The sequence below is a fragment of the Caballeronia sp. S22 genome (genome assembly GCF_964261745.1).
In the GTDB taxonomy this organism is placed as follows: domain Bacteria; phylum Pseudomonadota; class Gammaproteobacteria; order Burkholderiales; family Burkholderiaceae; genus Caballeronia; species Caballeronia jiangsuensis.
The window spans coordinates 945,678-965,616 of record NZ_OZ180036.1; the positions used below are offsets into that span (position 1 = coordinate 945,678).

At 63.6% G+C, this 19,939-nt stretch carries 17 protein-coding genes; 12 read left to right on the forward strand and 5 right to left on the reverse strand.

Annotated elements, in window-relative coordinates:
• Window positions 1–50: 50 nt before the first annotated feature.
• Entirely contained in the window at window positions 51–794 is a 744-nt protein-coding gene (locus ACEN42_RS19680) for a response regulator transcription factor (RefSeq protein ID WP_187606444.1), read from the reverse strand.
• Between the two features lie 491 nt (window positions 795–1,285).
• On the opposite strand from ACEN42_RS19680, the gene ACEN42_RS19685 reads away from it, so the two are divergent.
• The 3 genes from ACEN42_RS19685 (at window position 1,286) to ACEN42_RS19695 (ending at window position 4,421) form a co-directional block, all read left to right on the forward strand.
• A complete protein-coding gene (locus ACEN42_RS19685; RefSeq protein ID WP_187606445.1) occupies window positions 1,286–2,578 on the forward strand; it encodes an MFS transporter in 1,293 nt (430 codons plus the stop codon).
• A gap of 122 nt (window positions 2,579–2,700) precedes the next feature.
• A complete protein-coding gene (locus tag ACEN42_RS19690) occupies window positions 2,701–4,164 on the forward strand; it encodes an MFS transporter (protein WP_371881160.1) in 1,464 nt (487 codons plus the stop codon).
• 89 nt (window positions 4,165–4,253) lie between these two features.
• Window positions 4,254–4,421, forward strand: a complete 168-nt coding sequence (locus tag ACEN42_RS19695) for a hypothetical protein (protein WP_156903131.1) — start codon at window positions 4,254–4,256, stop codon at window positions 4,419–4,421.
• A gap of 93 nt (window positions 4,422–4,514) precedes the next feature.
• On the opposite strand, the gene ACEN42_RS19700 is transcribed toward ACEN42_RS19695, so the two are convergent.
• Complete coding sequence (locus ACEN42_RS19700; protein WP_035509859.1) at window positions 4,515–4,787, reverse strand: hypothetical protein; 273 nt, start codon at window positions 4,785–4,787, stop codon at window positions 4,515–4,517.
• A gap of 130 nt (window positions 4,788–4,917) precedes the next feature.
• Window positions 4,918–5,736, reverse strand: coding sequence for a helix-turn-helix domain-containing protein (locus tag ACEN42_RS19705; protein ID WP_371881161.1), 819 nt, complete (start codon window positions 5,734–5,736; stop codon window positions 4,918–4,920).
• 262 nt (window positions 5,737–5,998) lie between these two features.
• Between ACEN42_RS19705 and motA the strand changes: the two genes are divergently transcribed.
• The 3 genes from motA (at window position 5,999) to ACEN42_RS19720 (ending at window position 8,818) form a co-directional block, all read left to right on the forward strand.
• Window positions 5,999–6,871, forward strand: a complete 873-nt coding sequence (gene motA, locus ACEN42_RS19710; RefSeq protein ID WP_187606448.1) for a flagellar motor stator protein MotA — start codon at window positions 5,999–6,001, stop codon at window positions 6,869–6,871.
• 18 nt (window positions 6,872–6,889) lie between these two features.
• Window positions 6,890–7,870, forward strand: coding sequence for a flagellar motor protein MotB (gene motB / locus ACEN42_RS19715; protein ID WP_187606449.1), 981 nt, complete (start codon window positions 6,890–6,892; stop codon window positions 7,868–7,870).
• A gap of 180 nt (window positions 7,871–8,050) precedes the next feature.
• On the forward strand, window positions 8,051–8,818 hold the full coding sequence (locus ACEN42_RS19720) for a hypothetical protein (protein ID WP_371881162.1): 768 nt from the start codon (window positions 8,051–8,053) through the stop codon (window positions 8,816–8,818).
• A 50-nt stretch (window positions 8,819–8,868) separates the two neighbouring features.
• Here the strand turns inward: ACEN42_RS19720 and ACEN42_RS19725 are convergent, their stop codons facing one another.
• Window positions 8,869–10,200, reverse strand: coding sequence for an Nramp family divalent metal transporter (locus tag ACEN42_RS19725; RefSeq protein ID WP_238216784.1), 1,332 nt, complete (start codon window positions 10,198–10,200; stop codon window positions 8,869–8,871).
• 264 nt (window positions 10,201–10,464) lie between these two features.
• On the opposite strand from ACEN42_RS19725, the gene ACEN42_RS19730 reads away from it, so the two are divergent.
• From ACEN42_RS19730 to ACEN42_RS19755, 6 genes are all read left to right on the forward strand, one after another.
• Entirely contained in the window at window positions 10,465–10,749 is a 285-nt protein-coding gene (locus tag ACEN42_RS19730) for a DUF4148 domain-containing protein (RefSeq protein ID WP_187606451.1), read from the forward strand.
• Window positions 10,750–11,107: 358 nt separating this feature from the next.
• Complete coding sequence (locus tag ACEN42_RS19735) at window positions 11,108–14,293, forward strand: efflux RND transporter permease subunit (RefSeq protein WP_371881163.1); 3,186 nt, start codon at window positions 11,108–11,110, stop codon at window positions 14,291–14,293.
• A gap of 21 nt (window positions 14,294–14,314) precedes the next feature.
• Window positions 14,315–15,556 (forward strand): efflux RND transporter periplasmic adaptor subunit, encoded by a 1,242-nt coding sequence (locus ACEN42_RS19740; protein WP_187606453.1) that lies wholly within the window; start codon window positions 14,315–14,317, stop codon window positions 15,554–15,556.
• Window positions 15,553–17,019: an efflux transporter outer membrane subunit gene (locus tag ACEN42_RS19745; RefSeq protein WP_371881164.1), complete on the forward strand. Its 1,467-nt coding sequence runs from the start codon at window positions 15,553–15,555 to the stop codon at window positions 17,017–17,019. Before ACEN42_RS19740 ends, ACEN42_RS19745 begins: the two co-directional genes overlap by 4 nt.
• A 96-nt stretch (window positions 17,020–17,115) precedes the next feature.
• On the forward strand, window positions 17,116–17,829 hold the full coding sequence (locus ACEN42_RS19750) for a heavy metal response regulator transcription factor (RefSeq protein ID WP_035509834.1): 714 nt from the start codon (window positions 17,116–17,118) through the stop codon (window positions 17,827–17,829).
• The gene (locus tag ACEN42_RS19755) at window positions 17,826–19,301 is read left to right on the forward strand and encodes a heavy metal sensor histidine kinase (protein ID WP_238291984.1); all 1,476 of its coding nucleotides are present in this window, start codon (window positions 17,826–17,828) and stop codon (window positions 19,299–19,301) included. The genes ACEN42_RS19750 and ACEN42_RS19755 overlap by 4 nt, the downstream gene beginning before the upstream one ends.
• 10 nt (window positions 19,302–19,311) lie before the next feature.
• On the opposite strand, the gene ACEN42_RS19760 is transcribed toward ACEN42_RS19755, so the two are convergent.
• The gene (locus ACEN42_RS19760) at window positions 19,312–19,938 is read right to left on the reverse strand and encodes a hypothetical protein (protein WP_371881165.1); all 627 of its coding nucleotides are present in this window, start codon (window positions 19,936–19,938) and stop codon (window positions 19,312–19,314) included.
• Window position 19,939 lies beyond the last annotated feature (1 nt).

The window sequence follows — 19,939 nt, forward strand, 5'->3', positions numbered from 1 at the left end:
GAAAAAAAATGCCGTCATCGCGACGGCATTTTTCTTTGTGGATCGCGGCTTCAGGCCGCGATTTGCGCAGGCGCGGGATCGGCGAGGTCATCGCCCGAATCTTCGCCTTCGTCATAGAGATGCAGCAGGCGATAACCGCTCTTGTACACGGGCTGCAAGCGGAAGTTGTTCACCGGCTCGATTTCGAGCGCGAGGCGCAGACGCGAAACGTGGCTGTCGATCGTGCGCGTGGTTTCGCGGAATTCGCGTCCCCAGACCATCGCGAAAATATGATCGCGCGACAGCACGCGGCCGATGTTCGAGAAAAATAGCTGCGCGAGACGAAATTGCGTGCCGCTCAGTTGCACCGGCTTGCCGCGCACGGTCACGATTTGCTGACGGGCGTCGAAACGGTATGGGTCGACTTCAAGACACGCACTCGACGTCGCGGGATACGCGCGGCGCAGCAGCGCCTCGACGCGCGCGCCGAACTCGCCCGGGCGAATGGGATACACGATGTAATCGTCCGCGCCCGCGGTCAGTGCGCAGACCACGTTGTGCTCGGCGCCGTCGGGCGTCGCGAACATGACCGGCACGCGTTCGCCGAAGCTCGAGCGCACGGATTTGAGCAGGTCGAGGCCGCACAGGCCCGTGGAATTCCAGTCGAGAATCAACAGATCGACGGTCGAGCGGGACAGCGCTTTCGATAGCACGAGGCCGTCGCCGAACGTCACGCAAGTGTGACCGAGTCGTTTGACGACATCGCTGATGAGATTTCGATAACTTGGGTCGGTTTGCAAAACGGCGACGCGCATGAGGTCTTACCTGATGAGTCCAAGGGACATTGGGGCGGGTGCCTGACTGCGGGCCACCGCCGGACGTCTCGTCGCGGGATGAGACGAGGCTGATCACGCTGCGCATTCTGGCCAGCGAGACGCCCCTTTCCCATCGGACTCATCCGAATTGTCAACGCATGTGACTGCGCATCCCTCCGACCGCAATGCGTCTCATGCGCACAACCATCTCGAAAATAGAACGACTTTTCTCTTTTGCGCCGGTTTTCATCCTGTAACATCCCGCTTCTGGCTCAAAAGTTCCCGCTTCCGCCGTTTTATCGAGACGTCGCGTAGCAAGTTGCGCCGCGACTCTCCGTCGCATCGCGCAGCGCGGATGACGGGCGGCGGCTCTCGAATCCGCGCCCGCCTTCGCTTCGCGTCGACCCGGCGCGTGTCGTCACTCCCGCAGGGCAAGGCCTCGTCCTACCGCGCATCACGCGTGGCTTTTCCACTCACGGGTTCTTTTTTCGATGCAGGCAACACCTCTGTCCGACGCCCCCCGCGCGGCCGGCCGTGCGCTCACGCGCGGCGACTACAAGACGCTCACGCTCGCCGCGCTCGGCGGCGCGCTCGAGTTCTACGACTTCATCATCTTCGTGTTCTTCGCGCCGGTCATCGGCCAACTGTTCTTTCCGCCGACGATTCCTGACTGGCTGCGTCAATTGCAGACTTTCGGCATCTTCGCGGCCGGTTACCTCGCGCGTCCGCTCGGCGGAATCGTCATGGCGCACTTCGGCGATCTTCTCGGCCGCAAGCGCATGTTCACGCTCTCCGTGCTGCTGATGTCCGTGCCGACGCTCCTGATGGGCCTGTTGCCCACCTACGCGTCGATCGGCCTGATGGCGCCCGTGCTGCTGCTTCTGTTTCGCGTGATGCAGGGCGCGGCGGTCGGCGGCGAGGTGCCGGGCGCATGGGTGTTCGTCTCGGAGCACGTGCCGGGCCGTCATGTCGGCTATGCGTGCGGCACGCTCACGGCCGGTCTGACGGCGGGCATCCTGCTCGGCTCGCTGATCGCCACGGCGATCAACAAGTCGTTCGCGCCCGCCGAAGTCGCCGATTTCGCGTGGCGTCTGCCGTTCCTGCTCGGCGGTCTGTTCGGTCTGTGCTCGGTCTACCTGCGCCGCTGGCTGCACGAAACGCCGGTGTTCGCCGAGTTGCAGAAGCGCAAGTCGCTCGCGGCGGAAATCCCGCTCAAGGCGGTGCTGCGCGACCACGGCCGCGCGGTGATCGTTTCGATGCTGCTCACGTGGATGCTGTCGGCGGCGATCGTCGTCGTGATTCTGATGACGCCGACCTTGCTTCAGAAGCAGTTCCACATCGCGCCGGCGACGGTGCTGGTCGCGAACTGTGCGGCGACGCTGTGCCTCACGATCGGATGCGTGCTCGCGGGCGCGATCGCGGGTCGCATCGGCGCGGGCAAGACCATCTTCATCGGCGGCGTGGCGCTTGCCGTGTCGTACTGGCTGATGTTCCAGCAGGTCGCGCTCGATGCCTCCGTGCTGCTGCCGTGGTACGCGCTCGCGGGCTTTTTCGTCGGCGTGATCGGCGCGATTCCGTTCGTGATGGTGAAGGCGTTCCCGCCCGCCATCCGCTTCTCTGGCATCTCGTTTTCGTACAACGTCGCGTACGCGGTGTTCGGCGGACTCACGCCGATCGTCGTCTCGCTGATGATGAAATCGAGCCCGATGGCGCCCGCGGTCTACGTCGGCGCACTGTGCGCGGTCGGCGCGCTGACGACGTTCTTCATCAGGGAAGCACGCTGATTCAGCGTTGACGTCGTTGGGAAAATGGCGCGCCGCTCACCCGGCGCGCCATTTTTCATTCGACTTCCACGTTTCAGCCCATGCCGAAACATCGAACGTGCGACGCGCTTACGATTAAAGGCATGAACTCGAACCTTTCCTCATCCGAAACGCATTTGTCCGCGCGACAGATGCTCGTGGTCACGGCGACCAGCGTCGGCTTCGTCGTCTCTCAACTCGATGTCTCGATCGTCAATGTCGCGCTCGCGAGCATCGGTCACGACCTGCAAGCGAGTGTCGCGAGCCTGCAATGGACCGTCGACAGTTACGCGCTCGCCTTCGCCGCGCTCATGCTCTCGGCGGGTTCGCTCGGCGATCGCTTCGGCGCGCGGCGCATGTTCCTCGGCGGCCTCGCGCTCTTCGCGCTGGCGTCGCTCGCGTGCGCGTTCTCGCGCGATGTGACCCAGCTGATCGCCGCGCGTGCCCTGCAAGGCATCGGCGCCGCGGGGATGCTGCCGAATTCGCTCGCGCTCCTGAACGCGTCATGCGGCCACGACCGCCGCCTGCGCGCGCGTGCGGTCGGACTTTGGACCGCGGCGGGCGCGGTGTCGATCGCGGCGGGGCCGATCGTCGGCGGCGTGCTGATCGCGGCGTTCGGCTGGCGCAGCATCTTCTGGGTCAATCTGCCGATCTGCGCGGCAGGCATTGCGGCGACGCTCGTCTGGGTCGAGAAAACGCGCGCGAAAGACCGTGAACATGCGGGCGGCATCGACCTGCCCGGCCAGGCGCTCGCGATCGTCGCGCTCGCTGCGCTGGTCGGCGCGGTGATCGAACTGCGTCCGCTCGGACCGGCGCATCCGCTCGTGATTGGCGGACTTCTGCTCGCGCTGGCGGCGGGCGGCGCGTTCATCGCGGTCGAACGAAAAAGCCGCGCGCCGATGCTGCCGCTCTCGTTCTTCGCCGAGCGCACGTTCAGCGCGGCCGTCGTCTTCGGCATCGGCGTGAATCTCACCTATTATGGAATCGTCTTTGTTTTGAGCCTGTATTTGCAGCGTGTGCTCGGCCATACGCCTTTGCAGACCGGTCTCGCGTTCCTGCCGCTGACGGGCGGCTTCCTGATCTCGAACCTCGCGAGCGGCCCCGTCGTGGCGCGCTTCGGCTCGCGTGGCCCGATGATCGCCGGCGCGCTGCTCGATGCCGCGGGCTTCGCGGCGCTCGGCTTCGTCAATGCGACGACGCCCACGGCCGCGCTGCTCGTGCCGTTCCTGCTGATTCCCTCCGGCATGGGCCTCGCGGTTCCGGCGATGACGACCGCGCTGCTCGGCACCGTCGGCCAGCAGCGCGCCGGCACGGCATCGGCGGTGCTCAATACCGCGCGGCAGGCGGCGGGCGCGATCGGCGTCGCGGCGTTCGGCGCGCTCGCGGCGCACGGCGACGGCGCGCCGAACGCGGAACATATCGTCGATGCGGTGCGCTGGTCGGCGGCGATTTCCGTCGCGCTGTTGCTGGCCGCCGCGCTGATCGCGCGCCACGTGCGCAATCCGGCGAGCGCGAAGACGGAAGCCGCGAAACGCGCGTGCGGCGCGCTTTCCGACGAAGCCGAATGAAGACGGGCGGCAGCGGGAACGCACGTTGCAGTGTCAGGGCAAAGCACGCTGGAAGATCCATCCATTGACGGAAGATTCAGGAGATCACCATGTCGACGATGCCTCGCTCCCCCGAAGAGCCTCTCGAACCGGACCCGGACAAGCTGCTCGATCCGGACGCCCCGCCGAACCCCGACGATCCGGACATGCCCGATGGCCCGGATTCCGCCACGCCGATGGTGCCCGCCGATCCGAAGAACGGCGAGCCGCGCATGTGACCTGCTGAACGACCGGCGAGTTGATAAAGCAATGCCCGCGCGGCCGCATGAGCCGCGCGGGCATTCTTCCTGATAAGCCCGCCTGAAACGCTGCTACAGGCTCGTCGTCTGCACGGTGCCGGTTTCCAGCGCGCGCTCGATCAACGCTTCCTGCTGCGCCTTGCGCACGGCATCGGCGACGAGCGTATCGGGCGCTTCGACTTCCGCCTTGATCGCACCGATGATGCCGTCGGCCTCGACGATCACGAGCGACTCCGCCGAATCCGCGCGGCTGATGATGACCCGCGCCGGTCCGCCACCTTCCGCGATGCTCGCGCAGAACTGCATGTTTTGCCCGCCGATTACCTGCTCGAATGTTTGAATCATCGCTGCCTTCCGCGTTGGTTGGACAAAAGCTGACACAGGCTGCGCACGGTCGGCACGCAGCCTGCCTTCTCATTGATTCGCACATGCGCACCAGGTTCAATTCTGTAAGCATGCGGGCGGCGACGCAAGCTCAACGTCTTGCATCGTCGAGTTGGCGCAGGACGGCGGCCGTGGCGTCGTCGGCGGGAAAGAATGCCTCGATCGCGAGTTCGGACAACGTGATATCGACCGGCGTGCCGAAGACCGTCGTCGTGCTGAAGAACGACAGCACGCCGTATTGCGTGCGCATGCGCAACGGCACGACGACCGGATCGGTGTCCGCTCGCGTCGCGTGCCCGGCATGTTCGGGCGCGGGATACGCTTCGAGTTCCACGAAGAGCGCGGCGAGCGTCGCGTCGCCCGAGACGTCGATTTGCCGGCGCAGACGGGCGAGCAGATGGGCGCGCCACTCGTGCCAGTTGTCGATGACATCGGCGAGACCTTGCGGATGCATCGAAAGGCGCAGCACGTTCACCGGCGGCGCGAGCAGTTCTTGATCCGCCGATGCGACGAGCGGCGCGAACGCCGCGTTGGCCGCGACCATCGTCCAGTGACGATCGACGGCGAGCGCGGGATAAGGCTCGTGCCCCTTCAACACGAGATCGACAGCGCGGCGCGCGGCGGCGAGTTGCGGATCGGCGAGCGCGCGCTCGCGATACAGCGGCGCATAACCAGCCGCGACGAGCAGCGTATTGCGCTCGCGCAGCGGCACGTCGAGTTGCTCGGCGAGGCGCATGAGCATCTCGCGGCTCGGCAGCGAGCGTCCCGATTCGACGAAGCTCAGATGGCGCGTGGAAACATCCGCGACGCCGGCGAGGTCGAGCTGGCTCAGGCGTCGCCGCTGACGCCATTCGCGCAACAGCGTGCCGACGCTCGATTGCATGACGGAGTGTGCAAGGGTCGAGTTCATGCGACCGATGTTAGACGAAGCCCGCGCGCACGATCCATTACCCGCGACGTAATCGCCTCGAACGGCATGAGACTGTATCGCGAACGAACGTAAGATTTACTTCGCAAACATTTGCGCAGAAAAAGTTGCGCGCGTCACCCTAAATGTCCGGTGATTAAAAGCCGATAAGCCCCACAACAAGCGAAACAATGCGTCGCGAGCCGTGCGCGCCTCAATCCCGAGCACGCACGGCTCGCGGCGCCCGGACATTTGCGGAGAAAACATGTTTGTCATCATCGGATGGGTCCTGGTTATCGGCTCGGTGATCGGAAGCTTCATCGGCGTCGGCGGCCACCTCGCCGCCCTCGTGCAACCGTTCGAGCTGCTGTGTATTTTCGGCGCGGCGATCGGCGCGTTCGTCGTATCGAATCCGACGGCCACGCTCAAGAAAACCCTGCAATCCATCCCGAAGGCCTTCAAGGGCGGCGGCTACTCGAAAGAGAAATATCTCGCGCTGATCGCGCTGCTCTACGAACTGCTGCAAAAGGCCCGCAAGGAAGGGATGATGGCGCTCGAAGCCGATGTCGACGCGCCCGAGTCCAGCCCGGTCTTTCAGAAGTACGAGCACGTGATGGCCGATCATCATCTGCTCGATTTCATCGTCGACTATCTGCGCATGATGTCGGCGGGCAACGTCAACGCGCTCGAAATGCAGGATCTGATGGACGAGGAACTCGAGACGCATCACACCGAAAGCGCGGTCGCGGCCAATGCGATCCAGAAGATGGCGGACGGCCTGCCCGCGTTCGGTATCGTCGCGGCGGTGATGGGCGTCGTGCACACGATGGGTTCGGTCGGTGCAGCGCCCGCGGTGCTCGGCGAGATGATCGCGGGTGCGCTCGTCGGCACCTTCCTCGGCATTCTGCTGGCGTATGGCTTCATCGGCCCGCTCGCGGATCTGCTCAACGCCAAGGGCGCGGCCGAAGCGAAGCCGTTCCAGTGCGTGAAGTCCGTGCTGCTCGCATCGATGAACGGCTATGCGCCGACGGTCGCCGTCGAGTTCGGCCGCAAGGTGCTCTTCACCGCCGACCGTCCGAGCTTCAAGGAACTCGATGACGCGGTGCGCGCAACCAAGATGCCGAAGTCGGCTTCCTAACTTCACGGCATAGACATCATGGCTGAGAAACCATCACGCGATCCGCTGCAATCGGTGCTCGCGCCTACCGTCGTCGTGAAGCGCAAGAAGAAGGCGCACGGCCACGGACATCATGGCGGCGCGTGGAAGATCGCCTACGCCGACTTCGTCACCGCGATGATGGCGTTCTTTCTGCTGATGTGGCTGCTCGGCTCGACCTCGAAGTACGACAAGGAAGGCATCGAGCAGTACTTCAATACGCCGCTCTCCGCGCTCTTTGGCAACGATGGCGGCGCGTCGGCGCATACGAGCGTCATCACGGGCGGCGGCAAGGACTTGTCGAGCACGCGTCCGGGTGAAGGCAAGAAGAGCCAGGCGCAGCCCGTGCCGCAATCGATCGCGCGCGCGGCCGTCGCGATGGAAGACTTGCAGAAGCTGCAGCAGCTCAAGCAGAAGCTGATGGCGCTCATCGAGCAGATGCCCGCGTTGCGTGCGTTCAAGGATCAGATTCGCATCGCGATCACGAGCGAAGGACTGCGCATCGAGATCGTCGATTCGCTCAAGCGGCCGATGTTCGCCTCCGGCAGCTCGAAGATCGAAGGTTATGTAACGACGATCCTGACCAACATCGGCGCATCGCTGAACGATGTCGATAACCGCGTGTCGATCGCGGGGCATACGGATGCGGTGGCCTATTCGGGCAGTCAGGCGGGCTATTCGAACTGGGAACTCTCGAGTGAGCGTGCCAATGCGGCAAGACGCGCGCTCGTCGCGGGCGGCATGAAGGAAAGCAAGGTGTTGCAGGTGCGCGGGCTGGCCGACGTGCTGCCGCTCAACAAGGATGTCGTCGATGAGCCTACGAATCGGCGGATCAGTATTCTCGTGCTGAACAAGGCGGCCGAGCAGGCGTTCTTCCGCGATGGCGGACGGACCACGGTCGATGAGACGCGGCCTGTCGATGCGGCGATTCCGTCGGCAGTGGCGGCCAAATCGAATGCGCCGGTCGCGGTGGTGAAGTAGGGATTCGCGGATCTGGTCAAAGCGCCATGCCTGCAAAGGCATGGCGCTTTGCTTTGCACTCGACATTCAGCAGCGTGGTCCGCGCATCTAAAGTTTTCCGCCGATGTTCCGTTAACCCCTTGTCGGTGCGCCGTAAAGAGAGCCGCAGTCCGTGCCTACTACAAAGACCAACAATACGCTATGAAACTCTTATCGAAGCTGATGCTGCTCGCCCTGCCCGTACTCGCCGCCTGCGGAGGCGGGGGCGACGATCAGACTTGCAAGACCGACCTCGGCACTTTGACGAAGTCCTGCGTCCCCAATCCGTCCCATGCGTTGCCGGAAGGCATCTGGTACGGCTCGGTGAATTCGTCGCAGTCGGTTGCGGCACAGACCATCGTCCTCGAAACCGGCCAGTACTTCAGTATCTATACGCAGAACGGTTCGTTTGTCTGGCTGATCGAAGGCATCATGACGGCAACGGATGGCGCATTCACCGATCCGGCGACTGTCGGCTTTCACACGCTTGGCGCGATTCGCGCCGGCACGCTGTCCGGCAACTTCACCGCGAAGAGCGCGCTCACGGCGACGACGAGCCTCTTCGTCAGCCCGGATACGACCGCCACGAGCTTCAACGGCAACTACAACGCGACATACGACACGCCGATCGCCATCAGCGACGTCGCGCGCGCGTGGACCAGCGGCACGGGCGTCACGCCGGTCTCGACGATCACGGTCGCCGCCGATGGCACGGCCAAGGGCACACAGAACGCCTGCACGTTCACCGGCAGCTTCAAACCGCGCTCGACCGGCAAGCATCTGCTCGACGGCACGCTGAATTTCACGGGCTCGTTATGTGCTCTCAGCAACGTGTCGGTGTCCGTCGAAGCGACTGTCGTGAACGGGCAGCTCACGATCGTCGGCGTGACGCCGCAACGAGACCAGGCGTTCTATCTGTCGGCGCAGTAAAGGTGGGTGGCGCGCCATGTACGTGACCGATGCATGGCGCTCGTATCCGATCAACCGATCCACTCCGTCGCCGTCTGCACGACGAGCCATATGTTCGCCGCGCTGATCACCACGAACAGCAGCCAAGCGAAGAACTTCATGTGTGGCTTGTTCGCGAACGTCCCCATCAGGCTTCGATCGCTCGTCATCCTAATCAATGGATAAAGCGCGAACGGCAACTGCAAGCTGAGCACGACCTGACTCGCGACCAGCAGTTTCCCGACCGCGCCGTTCCCCATCACATACACGCCGATCAACGCCGGCACGAGCGCCAGCGCCCGCGTGATGAACCTTCGCTGATAGCAGGGAATCTTCAGGTTCAGGAACCCTTCCATGATCACCTGCCCCGCGATGGTTCCGGTGAACGTGGAGCTCTGTCCCGAAGCGAATAGCGTCACCGCAAACAGAACTGCGGCAAGCCCCGTTCCGACAATCGGCGCAAGCAGCTTGTACGCATCCTCGATTTCGGTGACTTGCGTATGCCCCGTCGCATGGAACGCCGATGCCGCGAGAATCAGAATCGCCGCATTGATGAGCAGCGCAAGAACCAGCGACACGATGGTGTCGAGCCGCGAGAAACGGATCGCCGAAGCAAGGCTCTTCGCATCGCGATTCACGACGCGCGTCTGCACGATCGACGAATGCAGATACAGGTTATGCGGCATCACGGTCGCGCCGAGAATGCCTATCGCGAGATAGAGCGGCTCGCGCTCGCTCAACGCGTGAATCGAAGGCACGAGCCCTGCGGCGATGGAAGGCCAATGCGGCTTGACGAGCACGAGCTCGACGACATAACCCACGCCGATCGTCGCAATCAGCCCGAGCATGATCGCTTCGAGATCGCGAAAGTTCTTGCCCTTCAAACCGAGCACGATGAGCGTATCGAATGCGGTGAGCACCACGCCCCATATCAGCGAAACACCGAACAGCAAGTGAAACGCGAGCGCACCGCCGAGCACTTCCGCGAGATCGCACGCGATGATCGATAACTCCGCGAGCATCCATTGCACATTCGCGACGGGCTTTGCATAGCGCTCGCGCGATAGCTGCGCGAGATCCTTTCCCGTGACGATGCCGAGCCTCATGGAAAGGCATTGCAGGACCATCGCCGCGAGACTCGACAGCACGACCACGAAGAGCAGGTTATAGCCATAACGCGATCCGGCTTCGATGTCCGTCGCCCAGTTGCCGGGGTCCATATACCCGATGGAAATGAGCAAGCCCGGTCCCGCGAATTGCAAAAGCTTTTTCCAGAGCGGTGCGCCCGGCGAAACGGCCACCGAGCCCTTGACTTCCGATGGACAAAACGGCGCGGTGGCTGTGGTCGGCAGATTGAAAGGCAATTTATCGGTTCCTGATTTTAAGTGGCTTACAAACCGCTCTCGCGGGCGAGTCTATCATCGGCCGCATGCGATTTCAGACAGCCCTTCGATGCTTCTTCCTCGTGTTCAGCGCGCGCTCCAATCTGACGATAACGCCATCTGATCGCCAGCATGTCGTCACGGTGCTACACATAGAATCCAGTGGTGGCTGCGGTAAGCGTGCCGACGCTGCAAATCGCACACCCGCACGCCGCGTTCATCCTTCACGCACATGAGGAGTACGCCATGAAACTGGTCACACGCATCGCCATGATCGCGCTCGCCGTCGCACCGCTGACCGCGCTCGCACAACAGTCCGACGGCCTGACGCGCGCACAGGTCAGACAGGACCTGCAACGCGTCGAGCAAGCCGGCTATAACCCGTCCGAGCGCGACGCCTTCTATCCCGCCGACATCCAGGCAGCGGAAGCGAAGGTCAGCACGCAAAGCGCATATGGCGCTTCCACGGAGGGCAGTTCGTCTTCCGGACGCACGATGTCGACGACACCGCTCGGCCAGACGCCGCAATAAGCACGCAGACATTCTCATCGAAGAGACACGCGCGGCTCCCATCGACCGCGAATGATCCCGCGCCGTCTCGCTGCACTTCAACACTGAGCGTTACCCGCGCATCAGCCGCGCTATTCCCCAAAGCTCTCCCCAAGCAATTCAAAAGAAAGCACGCATTCCTACCGCGCGCTTTCGCAAGCTTGCTTTCAAATCGCCTTATCTGACAGTCGCGCCATATTCACGTCATATTGTCGTTGGCACCCGGCCACTACCATAGCGACACGGATGGCGAACCGCACGCCTCGTTCCGTCATTGCGTCTCGCGCGCCGCACTCGCCTCTTTCGCAGCGCCCTTCCCCAGCATCTTCCGAACGACTCAATGTGGATAGTCAACGTTGCGCTTAAGCGGCCCTACACGTTCATCGTGATGGCCATCATGATTCTGCTGGCGACGCCCTTCGTCCTTTTGACGACGCCGGTGGACGTGCTTCCCGAAATCGATATTCCCGTCGTCAGCATCATCTGGAACTACACGGGCCTGTCCTCGCAGGACATGGCCAATCGCATCACGTCGGTCAACGAACGCAGTCTCACGACGACCGTGAACAACATCGAGCACATCGAGTCGCAATCGCTGCCGGGCATCGCGATCATCAAGCTCTTTCTGCAGCCGACGGCGAATATCCAGACCGCGATCGCGCAGACCGTCGCCGTCGAGCAGGCGCAACTGAAGCAGATGCCGCCCGGCGCGACGCCACCGCTCGTCATCAGCTATTCGGCGTCGAGCATTCCGGTGATCCAGCTCGGCCTGTCCAGCCCGAAGCAGTCCGAGCAGGACCTGAACGACACCGCGCTCAACTTCCTGCGTCCGCAACTCGTGACGATTCCCGGCGCGGCCGTGCCTTATCCCTATGGCGGCAAGACGCGCCTCATCTCCGTCGATCTCGATACGCGCGCGCTGCTCGCCAAGGGGCTCACGCCGACCGATGTCGTGCAGGCCGTCAACGCGCAGAACCTGATCCTGCCGACCGGCACCGCGAAGATCGGCCCGCGCGAATATACGATCAACATGAACGGTTCGCCCGCGACCGTCGCGGGTCTGAACGATATTCCCGTGCGCACCATCAACGGCGCGACGACTTATCTGCGCGAAGTCGCGCACGTGCGCGACGGCTTCTCGCCGCAGACCAATATCGTGCGGCAGGACGGGCATCGCGGCGTGCTGATATCGGTGCTGAAGAACGGCAACGCGTCGACGCTTTCCATCGTCAACACGCTGCAGGACCTCTTGCCGCAAGCGCGTGCGTCGTTGCCGCCGGATCTGAAGATCAGCGCGCTCTTCGATCAGTCCGTGTTCGTGAAGGCCGCCGTGCAGGGCGTGGTGCGCGAGGCGCTGATCGCCGCCGCGCTTACCGCCGCGATGATCCTGCTCTTTCTCGGCAACTGGCGCAGCACGTGCATCATCGCGATCTCGATTCCGCTCTCGATACTCTCGTCATTGATCGTGCTGCATGCGCTCGGGCAGACCATCAACATCATGACGCTGGGCGGCCTCGCGCTCGCAGTCGGCATTCTCGTCGACGATGCGACCGTGACGATCGAGAACATCGAGCGGCATCTGCATCTGGGCACGAATCTGCATGACGCGATTCTCGAAGGCGCGGGTGAAATCGCGGTGCCCGCGCTCGTTTCGACACTATGCATCTGCATCGTGTTCGTGCCGATGTTCTTTCTCACCGGCGTCGCCAAGTTCCTGTTCGTGCCGCTCGCGGAAGCCGTCGTGTTCGCGATGATCGCGTCGTACATTCTGTCGCGCACGCTCGTTCCGACGCTCGCGATGCTTCTGATGGGACACGCCCACGCGCCCGATGCGAAAGCGAAGCCGAATATCTTCATGCGTTTGCATCGCCGTTTCGATCGCGGTTTCGAGCGCATGCGCGGCGCGTATATCGTCATTTTGTCGACGCTGCTCGTGAAAAGGCGCCTGTTCGCCACGCTCTTTCTCGGCTTCTGTCTGCTCTCGACGGCGCTCGTGTTCGTGCTCGGCGAGGACTTCTTCCCGAGCGTCGATGCGGGCGATATCCGCATGCACATGCGTGCGCCGACCGGCACGCGCATCGAGGAAACCGCGCGTCTCGCCGATGAAGTCGAAAAGGTCGTGCGCCAGATCGTGCCGCAGGACGAGCTCGCCACCATACTCGATAACCTCGGCCTGCCTTATAGCGGCATCAATCTGTCGTACAGCAACGCAGGAACCATCGGCACGCTCGACGGCGAAATCCAGGTCGCGCTCAATCCCGACCATGCGCCGACGCAAAAATACATCGACGAATTGCGTGCGCTGCTGCCGCGCCGCTTTCCTGGCGTCGAGTTCTTCTTTCAGCCCGCGGACATCGTCACGCAGATCCTGAACTTCGGTCTGCCAGCCGCCATCGACGTGCAGATTCAAGGGCAGAACGCGCAGGCGAATTTCGAAGTCGCGAGCAAGCTCATGAAGCAGGTCCGCATGATTCCCGGCAATGTCGATACGCACATCCAGCAGAAGCTCGATGAACCCGCGATCAACCTGCAGATGGATCGCACGCGCCTGCAGCAACTGAATCTCTCCGCGAGCAACGTCGCGCAGAACGTGCTCGTTTCGCTGTCGGGCAGTTCGCAAACCGCACCGGGCTTCTGGTTCAATTCGCGCAATGGCGTCGAGTACAACCTCGCGGTGCAGACGCCGCAGTATCAGATCTCGTCGATCGACGAGCTGTTGCGCACGCCCGTGTCCGCATCGATCAACGGCCCGACGCAACTGCTCGGCAATCTCGTGCGCATCGCGCCCGAGAATCAGTTCGCGGTGGTCACGCACTACAACATCCGGCCCGTGATCGATCTCTTCGTGAGCGTCGAAGGGCGCGATCTCGGCGGCGTCGCGCGTCAGGTGAATCATCTCGTCGATGAAGCGCGCAAGACGCTTCCGCGCGGCAGCCAGATCGTCGTGCGCGGCCAGGTCGAAACGATGCGCACGTCGTTCTTCGGACTCGGCCTCGGCGTCGCGATGGCGATCGTGCTCGTGTATCTGCTGATCGTCGTGAACTTCCAGTCGTGGGTCGATCCGCTCATCATCGTGAGTGCGTTGCCCGCTGCGCTCGCGGGCATCATCTGGATGCTCTTTCTCACCGGCACGCATTTGAGCGTGCCCGCACTCACCGGCGCCATCATGACGATGGGCGTCGCGACCGCGAACAGCATTCTGATGGTGTCGTTCGCGCGTCAGCGTCTGAACGCCGGCATGCCGCCGCTCACCGCCGCGCTCGAAGCGGGCGCGAGCCGCATACGCCCCGTCTTGATGACCGCGTTCGCGATGATCATCGGCATGATTCCGATGGCGCTCGGTCTCGGCGAGGGCGCGGAGCAAAACGCGCCGCTCGGCCGCGCCGTGATCGGCGGCCTGCTCTTCGCCACGGTTTCCACGCTCTTTTTCGTGCCGCTCGTCTTTGCGGGCATCCATGCGCGTCTCGCGCGCCGCGCCGCGCGCAAGGGCCCGGCGCAGCATGAAAACGGCAGCGGCCAACACTGACATCACAGCATCCCGACGAACATGACCGAAAAGAACCACGCATCGCTTGCGATTCCCGCTCGCGACCCGAACGAAGGGCCCGCGCTGCCGCCGCGCCAGGTCGAATGGAAGCGCGCGAAGATCGCGCTCGTCATCGTGCTCGCGTTGCTCGCGATCGGCGCGGCGCGCACCGTCGTCACCGACGTGCTGCATAGCCGCTCGATCGCCTCGCGCACGCAACAGAACGCGCAGCAGTATGTGAACGTCGTGTTGCCGACGCAAACCGATGGCGGCGGTGAAACGACCTTGCCGGGCACGCTGCGCGGCTTCGTCGAATCGCCGATCTATGCGCGCGCAACGGGTTATCTGCTGCACTGGTATGTGGATATCGGCGCGCGCGTGAAGCAAGGCCAGGTGCTCGCCGATCTCGATACGCCCGAGATCGATCAGGAACTCGCGCAGGCGGTCGCGCAACGCGATCAGACGGCATCGAGCCTCGGTCTCGCCAAGAGCTCGCTCGAACGCTGGCAGCAATTGCGTCAGCGCGATGCGGTGTCGCAACAGGAACTCGACGAACGGCAAAGCACCTACAACCAGGACGTCGCGAACCTCGCCGCAGCGGACGCCAACGTGAAGCGCCTGCGCCAGCTCGAATCGTTCAAGCGCATCGTCGCGCCGTTCGCGGGCGTCGTCACGCAGCGCAACGTCGATGTGGGCGATCTCATCGATGCGGGCAGCGGCACGAGCCGCGCGCTCTTCGCGCTCGCGCAGTCCGATCCGTTACGCGTGTTCGTGCAATTGCCGCAGGCGTATGCGCAGAATGTTTCGCTCGAACAGGACGTGACGGTCTCGCAGGCGGAGCTGCCCGGCCAGCAGTTTCACGGCAAGATCACGCACATCTCCGGCGCGATCGACGTGCCCACGCGCTCGTTGCAGGTCGAAGTGACGCTGCCGAATCCCGATGGCCGCCTGCGTCCCGGCGCATATGTGCAGGTCGCGGTGCCAGCAACCGCGCATGCGCGACTGCTGGTGCCGGGCAATGCGTTGCTGTTCCGCTCGGAAGGCCCGCGTCTCGCGGTCGTCGATGCCGACGGGCACGTGCGTCTGCACAAGATCGTGATCGCGCAGGATCTCGGGCAATCGCTCGAAATCGAGAGCGGCATCGACGCGACGGACAAGGTCATCATCAACCCGAGCGATTCGGTCGCGGATGGCGATCATGTCGTGATCGCGCCGCAGCAGAAGCAACAGCAGCCTGCTTCGGGCAACAAGGCCACATCATGAAAGCCGCGCTTTGCATCACGCTCGTTTCGATGCTCGCCGCGTGCACGGTCGGGCCTGACTATCGCCGGCCCGTGGCCGAAACGCCGCCGACATGGAAGACCGATTCGTACTGGCGCGTGGGCGAGCCTTCGCATGCGCCGCTTGCGCTCGGCTGGTGGCAGACATTCGACGACGACACGCTGACCGGCCTCGAAACGCAGGCGCTCGCGCAAAACCAGACGGTCGCCGCCGCGAGCGCGCACTACGCTCAGGCGCGCGCGACGCTTGCGCAGACGTCCTCGCTCGCGTTGCCTGAAATCGATCTCGGCGCGAACGCGTCGCGCTCGCGCATTTCGCGCAACCGGCCCGTCAACAACTACGCGACGCCGAACAGCTCGACCGTGCAGAACGATCTGAAGCTCGCGCCGACCGTCGATTACGACGTCGATCTCTTCGGCCGCATTCGACGCGAGGTGGAAGGCGCGCGTGCGTCGGCGGATCAGTCGCGCGACGATCTCGCGAACGCGCGCCTCGTGCTGACCACCGATCTCGCGAGCGACTACTTCTCGATGCGCGAGCTCGACGCCGAAATCGACGTGCTGAACCGCTCCGTCGATCTTCAGAACAAAGCGCTCGACTACGTGAAGGCGCAACACGATCTGGGCGCGGTATCCGGCCTCGATGTCTTGCAGCAACAGGCGCTGCTCGACCAGACGCGCGTGCAGGCGCAACTGCTTCTGAATCAGCGCGCGCAATTCGAGCACGCGATCGCCGCGCTCGTCGGCACGCCCGCGCCGCAGTTCTCGATTGCGCCCGCGCTGAACGAGCGCCCGCTTCCGCCGATTCCACTCGGCGTGCCGAGCGACGTGTTGCAGCGCAGGCCCGATGTCGCCTCCGCCGAGCGCGCGATGGCCGCCGCCAATGCGCAGATCGGTGTCGCGAAGGCGGCGTTCTTTCCGAGCCTCACGTTGAACGGCACGGTCGGCTGGGAGAGCACCGCGTTCTCGAGCCTCTTCTCCGCGCCGAGTCTTTTGTGGACCATCGGGACGATGGCGAGCCAGGTCGTCTTCGATGGCGGACGGCGCTCGGCCGCCGTCGACTTCGCGAATCAGGGCTATGTCGCGGCCGTCGCGAATTATCGGCAGACCGTGCTCGGCGCGTTTCAGCAAGTGCAGGACGGCATCGTCGGATTGTCGGTGCTCGACGGCGCGGCGAACCAGTCGCACGCGGCGGTCGAAGATGCGCGACGCTTGCTTTCGCTCGCGAACGATCGCTATTCGGGCGGCCTCGTCGCCTATCTCGATGTGATCACCGCGCAGCAGCAATTACTCACGAGCGAGCGTCAGGACGTGCAGATTCACGGGCAGCAGCGCACCGTATCGGTGGCGCTCGTGAAGGCGCTGGGCGGCGGATGGAACGTGAATGACGCGGCGCACGATGGCGAAGAAATGGCGAATGCAGCCGACAAACCGCCCGCGCGCTGACCTCGATCGAAACGTAAGCAAGATGCCCGCGAGACTCGTATAGTAGGCATTTGAACAATACGGTAAACACACACTGAACGCGCACAGGTGCCAGGCATGAAAGTCCTGATAGTCGAAGACGAACACAAAGTGGTGGATTACCTGCGCTCGGGGCTGACCGAGCAAGGCTGGGTCGTCGACATCGCGATGGACGGCGAGGAAGGCACGCATCTCGCCATCGAATACGACTACGACGTGATCGTGCTCGACGTGATGCTGCCAAGACGCGACGGCTTCTCGGTACTGAAGGCGCTGCGCCTGCAAAAATCCACGCCGGTCATCATGCTCACCGCGCGCGATCACATCAACGATCGTGTGCGCGGGCTGCGCGAAGGCGCGGACGACTATCTCACGAAGCCGTTCTCGTTTCTCGAACTCGTCGAGCGTCTGCATGCGCTCGCGCGCCGCACGCGCGCGCAGGAATCGACGCTCATTTCCGTCGGCGATCTGTATGTCGATCTGATCGGCCGCCGCGCGACACGCGATGGCGTGCGGCTCGATCTCACCGCGAAGGAGTTCCAGTTGCTCTCCGTGCTCGCGCGCCGTCACGGTGACATTCTCTCGAAGACCGCGATCACCGAGCTCGTCTGGGAAGTCGATTTCGAAAGCCACACGAACGTCGTCGAAACGGCGATCAAGCGGCTGCGCGCGAAACTCGACGGACCATTCCGCACGAAACTGCTGCATACCGTGCGCGGCATGGGCTACGTGCTCGAAGTGCGCGAAGCCCGCGACACGCGCGATGCAAGGGAAGACGCGAGACCATCATGAACATGCAGTGGGCATCCTCTTCGGACGAACCGCGCACGCAGCGCTCCATATCGCGGCGCCTCGCCGTGATGTTCGCGCTCGTCGCGCTGTTCGTGTTTTCGCTCGTCGGCTCAGGGCTCTTTCTGGTGCTGCGCGTGCAACTGGAGCAGCATCTGCGCGACTCGCTCGACAACCGCGCGGAAGTCGCGAGGCTCATCGTCACGCATGTATCGAACCCGGACAAATGGAAGATCGCGAAGGAGAAGCTCGCCGACATCACGCCGCGCGACGGTTCCACGCTCTTCGCCGTCTCCAGCAACGATCCGCGCTTCGAATACGGCTCGCCGCCCGCGGGCCACATCACCAAACGCGTGATGGGCGGCTATGTGCGCTTTCGTCCCGAAGGCCGCGCCTACGACATGCTGATGACCACGCTGACCATTCCGCCGAACGCGGACCGTCCGCCCTTGCAACTCTTCGTCGCGATCGATTGCTCGCCGAACGTCCATACGATGCGCGCCTTCGGTCTCGCGCTGGCGGCGTTCATGGCGCTATCGACCGTCGCGGTGCTGCTGCTGAGTTATTCGGTCGCGCGTCTCGGCCTCGCACCGCTCGCGCGTCTCACACGCGATGCATCCAAGCTGAGCCCGAACAATCGCTCGCAGCGCCTGAACACGCGCGCGCTGCCGATGGAGCTGGACGATCTCGCAAAGTCCTTCAACGGCGCGCTGGAACGGCTCGATCACGCATACGGCCGGCTCGAATCCTTCAACGCCGATGTCGCGCACGAGCTGCGCACGCCGGTCACGATCCTCATCGGTCAGACCGAAGTGGCGTTGACGCGCGACCGCTCGATCGATGAATTGCGGCATACGCTGCAATCGAATCTCGAAGAGTTCGAGCGCGTGCGCGCGATCATCAACGACATGCTGTTTCTGGCCCGCGCCGATCAGGGGGAGCGCGCGACAGGACTCGTCGAAGTGTCGCTCGCGGCGGAGATCAACCGGACGCTCGAGTTTCTGGAAATTCCGCTGGAAGAAGCGCAGGTTCGCGCGGTCGCAAGCGGCGATGCACGCGCGTTCGTCAACACGTCGCTGTTCGGACGCGCGCTGTCCAATCTCGTGATGAACGCGATCCAGCATTGCGCGCCGGGCGCGACCATTTCCGTGTCGATCATGCGCGAGCATGGGCGCATCCGTATCGCGGTGGCCAATCCGGGCGAGCTGATCCAGCCGCACGTGAAGGAGCATCTCTTCGACCGCTTCTATCGCGCGGAGAGTTCACGCACGAACAGCCGCGAGAATCACGGCCTCGGGCTCGCCATCGTGAAGGCGGTGGCGGAGATGCATCGCGGCACGGTGTCGGCGACGAGCGAGCACGGCATCAACACATTCTCGTTCTCCGTCGCGCGTTTCGGCAATGAACCCCGGACCGCGGAGGAAGTAGCCTTGCCCGTGCCGCCCGTCGTCGAAACGAAGTCCGCGACGACATGAAGCGTATGCGTCACTGACAGAAGTATTCGTCCGATGCTGCGACCGGCGCTTCGGCCGTCGCCGGCTTGAAATGGCTGTACTTGCGATACGTCTTGCCGTTCACTGTCACGGACCCGGCAGCTTCGGTCTCGCCCGAAGCCGACGCGATCGCACTGCTATGGGCTTCGACGTTGCCGTTGCCCCAGCTGCTCGCGCGCGCATACGATCCGCCCTTCGACGTATCGGTCTTGCCTTGTTCCGACATCGCGTTCGTGACGGGATTGCCGAAGCTCTTCGTATCGACCGATGATTTCGGCGGCGTATAACCCCACTTCGACGTGAGCGTGCTCATGTCGATTTCCTTTGGCTTCCAGCCGACGATTTTCGCGCCGTTCGTGAGCGGCGACAATTCAACCGCGACGATCTGCGTGCCGCGCCGCGCGACGAGCAGGCACTTGCCGCCCGAACTCTGCAAGGGCACGTAGCCGCTCAAAGGCAGGAGCGCGAGCGCCTGCGCACCGGGCATCGGCTGCACGCCTGCCGGGTTCGCGGCCCAGATCACGCCGGCGCTGGCATCGGCGTGCGCGCTCGACGGCATCATCGACACAGCCGCACTCGCCGCGAGCGCGATGGCCGCCATTTTCTTGTGACTCTTCATC